4 protein-coding genes and 2 pseudogenes are annotated in these 5,576 nt (G+C 67.4%); 4 read left to right on the top strand and 2 right to left on the bottom strand.

Features of this window, described 5'->3' with window-relative positions; translation table 11 throughout:
• Positions 1-1,085: 1,085 nt before the first annotated feature.
• Positions 1,086-1,301 carry a hypothetical protein gene (locus ABZ471_RS47505; protein WP_359075374.1) on the bottom strand — a complete coding sequence of 72 codons (216 nt, stop codon included), beginning with the start codon at positions 1,299-1,301 and terminating at the stop codon, positions 1,086-1,088.
• 321 nt (positions 1,302-1,622) lie between these two features.
• Positions 1,623-2,090 carry a hypothetical protein gene (locus tag ABZ471_RS47500; protein ID WP_359075373.1) on the bottom strand — a complete coding sequence of 156 codons (468 nt, stop codon included), beginning with the start codon at positions 2,088-2,090 and terminating at the stop codon, positions 1,623-1,625.
• 256 nt (positions 2,091-2,346) lie between these two features.
• Between ABZ471_RS47500 and ABZ471_RS47495 the strand changes: the two genes are divergently transcribed.
• From ABZ471_RS47495 to ABZ471_RS47480, 4 genes and pseudogenes are all read left to right on the top strand, one after another.
• The gene (locus ABZ471_RS47495) at positions 2,347-4,728 is read left to right on the top strand and encodes an LPXTG cell wall anchor domain-containing protein (protein WP_359075372.1); all 2,382 of its coding nucleotides are present in this window, start codon (positions 2,347-2,349) and stop codon (positions 4,726-4,728) included.
• A 331-nt stretch (positions 4,729-5,059) separates the two neighbouring features.
• Positions 5,060-5,140 (top strand): annotated as a pseudogene (locus ABZ471_RS47490) (hypothetical protein); the annotation flags it as partial.
• A 50-nt stretch (positions 5,141-5,190) separates the two neighbouring features.
• Positions 5,191-5,268: pseudogene (locus ABZ471_RS47485) on the top strand (hypothetical protein); the annotation flags it as partial.
• Positions 5,269-5,320: 52 nt separating this feature from the next.
• Positions 5,321-5,485 (top strand): DUF2599 domain-containing protein, encoded by a 165-nt coding sequence (locus ABZ471_RS47480; RefSeq protein WP_359075375.1) that lies wholly within the window; start codon positions 5,321-5,323, stop codon positions 5,483-5,485.
• Positions 5,486-5,576 lie beyond the last annotated feature (91 nt).

Raw genomic sequence — 5,576 nt, 5'->3', positions numbered from 1 at the left:
TCAACGTCGAGGGGGCCGGAAGCATGTGAGCGCCGGGACGGCACTCACCGGCAGCCGCGCTACTCCATCAGCGCGTTGTCCCAGGCGACGTCCGGGCAGTGCATCCCCACGACCGGGATCATCAAGGCCTGCGCGGAGGCCCTGGAGGTGAGCCCCGAACCCTGGCTCGTCCTCCGTGCCCGGGCCGCCGAGGAGAAGCGCCGGAGCAAGAAGGACGGAGAGCAGGGGGCGCAGACCCCGCCCCCTCATCCTCCGAGGCCTCATCGCTCTCCGGCGAGAGCCCTTCTCCGAGCAGAGGCCGCCCCTCCCTTCCGCCGGCCGTCGCCAAGCGGCTGCCCGGACACCACCGGGACACCGACACCGGTGAGAGCACGGAGCCGGACACCCTGGACGACACGGTGGCCATGCGCGTGCAGCAGCTGGTCACGGAAGCCGTGGAGCAGGTCACCCCGCAGCTCCACGGCAACCCGATCGCCAATGCGCTGTCCCTCTGCACGGTCACCGGTGACCTGATCGAGCTACTGAACGAGACCCGCACGAGGAATGAAGTCACTCTGCGCGACATTGCCCGCCGCACCCCTCTGGGCGGCGTCTCGATCTCCACCACGTCGCTGCCGAAGCTGCTCACAGCCAGGACCTGCCGACAGCCGAGGTTCTCCGCGCCGCACTGCTGGCCTGCAAGGTACGGCCCCAAGAGATCCAGTTCTGGCTCTACCACCGCGCCCGGCTCGAACTTGCACGGGAACGCGGAGCCCACCGAACCGAGAGCGCCAAGACCCGCCCGGTACGAACGGTCTCCTACGGCTCACAGGTCCAGGTGCGGCTGATGGCATCCTCCCCCTCGCACCGAGCGTGGTCACCATCGTCCTGATGTTCATCAGGCGGTAACAGCCACACCAGCACGACGATGCGCCCCCTCAGGGACCTCCTGCCGAGGGGGCGCATCCCTGTTCCGGACCGGCCCCGGACGCCTCCCTTCTGCGGTCCACCTGATCGACGTGGCCGCCAGGACGTCCACGGCCCGTGCGGAAGTACGGACGTGCCCGCGGTGTCACGCCGTCAGTCGGGCGCCGCTCGGAAAGACTTCAGACACCGAGACGGCTGAAGGAGACCTTGTACTCGGTTGCCCTGACGGGGACCACGTGCGCACTCCCGCCGGCCCTTTCGTAGGCGAACGCGCCGCCCGTGATCGACTCGGTGTACGCGGTCCTGCCGTCGGCCGGCGGGACGGGCCCGACAAGACTGACCTGATGCCCTTCTGCGGCCCAGACGATGAGGTCGGTGCACAGGGCCTTGCCCACCGCGGGGGCCGGCGCCGAGACGGGAGCCGGGTCACCTCCTCGGCAGACGCGACGACCCTGCTGGAGTCGCGCCTGCCCCCGGCCATCGGACCATGCCAGCTCCTTGGCTCGCCTCGCTCAGTTGGAGTGGCGGCGGGTAGTCATTCGCCGACGATGCCGCTGACGGCGCTGGAGGCGGGTCCCTCGGCTTCGGCGTCCCCTGTGTTCACTGCCGTCGCGGGGCCGGGGCGCCCACATCTGGCGGCGGCGCCCCCGCTGCGTTCCGGAAGCTCGGGGAAGTCCACCGGCGCCGCGTCCGGTGAGCGACACGGCCAGTCTGCTCTACTCCTCGTCGTCCTCGTCGTCGTACCAGCCCTCCAGCATGCCCTGCAGCCGCTCATCGATCGGATTCCCGACCTCGTCCTCATCGATCAGCAGGCGTCGGATCATGTTCAGCGGGAACCAGTTCTCACCCGGGCGCGCTCCGGGAAGGCCCACACACGGCGTGTCCAACACCCCGACGGGTTCCTCGGCGGCGAAGAACGGCGCCAGCCGGCCGGTGTCGAAGTCAGGCTCGTACTTCCACACCATGCCCCTGTGGCGGCAGAACACCTCACCGAGGTACCACACGGCGCCCTGGAGAAACGGGGTTCGGCGCTGTTCGGTGACATCCTCTGGGGTCTCGAAACCCTCCCGGATGAGATCCTCCAGACCATCCAGCGAGGCGGGAGAGAAATCGAACAGGCCGCCCCCGTCGGCCTCGTCAACCCACCCTTTGAAGCCGGTCTGCCGTTCGGTCAGCCATGCCAACAGGTCAGGGTTGCGGGTCGGGTCGTAGGGGCTCTCGGAAGGCGCAGTCATGCCCGCACCGTAGCCGACTCGTACGACAACACCGCACCGCTTGTCGCCGAGTTGACACGCCGCCACGTCAACAACCTGTTGCACATGAGCCCTTGGGTGCCTCTAGGGTGGGGAGCGCCGGCGGACGGAGACATGACACGGGGGCCCCACCTCCCACCGCCCAACCAACACTCGTCCCGTGGCCCCCACGACCAGGGACACGTACGTGAGAACACCGATACGCGCCCGCCTTCCGAGGCGCCTGAAGACCGCGCTCACTCTCCTGGCGGCCACCGGCATGATGCTGGTCGGGCTGCCCGCCACCGCACATGCCGCGCCCGGTGACTACGCGAAGATCACGACGGGCAAGCGGTGCGACGAGATGCACCTGAAGAAGACCTACCCGACCACGCCGCCGCTGTCCGGAGCGCCGATGCCGGACGCGCACTGGGTCGCACCCGGGCCGGATGGCGAGTACTACTACAACAACGAGTTCAAGGGCTTCGAGAACGTCCCCACCCCCACCCAGGCCGACCTGGACGCGGCCGGGTCCAGCCGGGCGGAGATCGATACCTGGGACGCCAAGTACGCCAAGTCCCACAACATCGATGACATGAAGAACGCGATCTATGCGCGTTACAACCGTCACAAGAAGACGTCGGGAAGCCCCAAGCCCTTCCGGGACTGGGTTCCCCGCTACTTGATCAACGGACAGGCGAACAGTTCCAAGGGGGGTGTCTTCGAGAGGAAGACGGTCCAGGACTTCAACCTGATCGGCCCGGACTGGTTGTGCGAAGTCACGATCGAGATCCGTGACAAGGACGACAAGCTCATCGCTTCCCGCCGCTACGACGCCTACAACCAGCGCAACGGCGAACTCGGCGAGTTCAAGTCGAACGGCAAGTACAAGCCGAACCAGTACAAGGCCGACCAGATCATCCTTCGTCACCAGGACGACAAGTACGACTTCACCAAGTCGCGGATGTCGATGTTCGCCGGCGAGAAGGCCTCCGATACCACTGTCAAGCGGTACAAGAGCCTCAACAATGCGCTGAAGAGCGAGCGGAGCACCTTCCGCAACCAGGTGCGTATCGTGGAAAAGCGCGCCACCGCGCGCGCCCTGTGGCCGCAGACGAAGTGGACCAAGACCTACCCGGTCTTCAACCCGCGCCCCAACAGCGGCACCCAGGGACCGATCAACGACATCGCTTGGGAGTCCGGGCGCACCCCAGCCGAGGGCCAGCGCATCCAGAAGGACTTCAACAAGATCAACACCCGTAGCGCGCTCGGCCGCGGTCCGGGTGGCGTCGACTTCTCCACCCTCCAGCTTCAGTACGTCGGGAACCCGGTCAAGGGGAAGGCTCTCGACTACTCCTTCAAGGCCGCCTTCACGCCCGACGAGGACACCAATCCGGGCTGGGGTGGGAAGGCCAATCTTCAGCTCGCGAGCGATTCCATGTTCACGTGGCTGGCGCTGACGCCGGACAAGTTCTGGGTCAACCTGAACCCCGACCAGCCCGACAAGATCATGGACTCCACGTTCGCCTCCACCGATGCGGGCCGCATCCTGCTGGAAGCCGACCTGGCCATGAAGGCTGACTTCGCCCACCAGATGAACCCCAACAAGAACCCGGCGGCGAAGAACTTCTGGGACGGAGAGGTCAAGGACAAGGACGGTATCCCCTGCTTCCCCGAGGTGCGGCTGTGGATCGAGCCCGAGCCGGCGAAGGTGCGTGAGCAGGACGGCGGGATCTACATCCTGGACGCCCCGTTGAAGGTGTCCACCGAGTGGATGGACATGGCTTGGCACGCGCCGGGTGCCCGTACCTGCACCTTCACCGATGCCCAGAAGCGCCAGTCGGAGCGTCTGCTGCGCCAGTACGTCATGCCGGGCGTGGACAAGGCCGTCAACACCGGCGACGCCTACAAGGACCTGCGCCGCACTTACGCTTCCCGGGTCGCGGCCGAGTGGATCCGTCAGCAGGACGCGAAGAAGCCGACCGACTTCCACCCCATCATCAACTCCAACAACGTCAAGCGCTGGCCGCTGCGCGCTCCCAACGCGACGTGGACCAAGCAGTCCGTCTATGACCGGTATATGAAGTCCCTGCGCGAGGGCATCGAGTGGTTCAAGCTCGAATACGGTGGCCAGGCCTACAACCAGGGTGTGGGCGGCGTCGACTTCTCCAAGGCGCCCAAGCGGAACGTGACCCGCGTCGAGTTCACCACCCAGCACCGCACGCTTCCCCGCACCACCAAGGACTCCGTACGGTCACAGACCTCCGCCCGCGACTCCGACACCACCTACCTCGGCGGGGGCGGCAGCATTGACACCAGCGGCGGAGGAGGCACGCCCACCCCGACTCCGACCCGCGCCGGCGGCGGGGGCAAGCCCAGCCCGCAGCCGACCGGCACGTCCACCCCGGCACCGCAGCCCACGGCGACCCTGAGCCCCACCGGCGCGCCGAAGCCGCCGAAGGACGATGACGGCGGCGGCCTCGCCAACACCGGTACTCAGGTGCTCACCGTCGCCGGGATCGCCGCTGCGCTCCTCGCGGCCGGGGCAGCTCTCGTCTGGTGGCGCCGACGCCACACCACCGACAGCTGACCCGACCGTCTGACGGCACACCACGCGGCCCCCGCCTCCTCTCCCGACCGGAGAGAAGAGACGGGGGCCGCTCGCGTGTATGGCAAGCCAGTGTACGGGGCATCATGTGGCGTCAGCACTCAACAGGCAACGGGGCGGACAGAGTTGACCGGCAATAACCGAAGATGCCTCCTCTTCAAAAGCGCGGCCGTCGCCTGCGCCACCGTGCTCGCCACACTCACCGTGCAGGCACTCCCGGCCTCCGCCGACGACGACCCGCCCGTCTGCGGCCACCAGGTCGTCGGCGACATCCGCGCCAAGCACAACGAGCTGGGAGGCGAAGGCGGCATCCTTGGGCTGCCCCACGTCCGACGAGCTGATCACCCCGGACGCCCGCGGCCGGTACAACACCTTCGACGGCGGCTCGATCTACTGGACCGCCACCACCGGCGCCCACCCCGTCTGGGGCGCCATCCGCGACAAGTGGTGGCGATCGGCTGGGAAGCCGGCAAGCTCGGCTACCCCGTCAGCGACGAGCTGGCCAACCCCGACGGGCAGGGCAGGCGCCAGCAGTTCGAGGGCGGCACCAAGTACTGGCAGCCAGGGCTCATCCATGTACAAGCAGCTCGCCTGCCACTCCCGCTACGCCTACCAGTGGCCCGACGGCAACCACGTCACCGGCGACAGCTGGGACCTCGAATCCTGGCGCCCCGACGTGTCCTGGGACTACGCCATGAACCCCATCCCCGTCGCCTTCCACCAGTGCAACTGGACCTAAGGGCTCGCAGAAGAACAACATGCGGGCGCGCGTCGCGCTGACCTGCGATGTCAAGTCCCAAGACCAACAAGTTAATTCCCTGCGAGCCCTA

This window comes from Streptomyces sp. NPDC005728, from assembly GCF_040630895.1.
Lineage (GTDB): Bacteria > Actinomycetota > Actinomycetes > Streptomycetales > Streptomycetaceae > Streptomyces.
The sequence above is the reverse complement of the archived record's forward strand: the minus strand, read 5'-3'. Positions and strand labels throughout refer to the sequence as shown.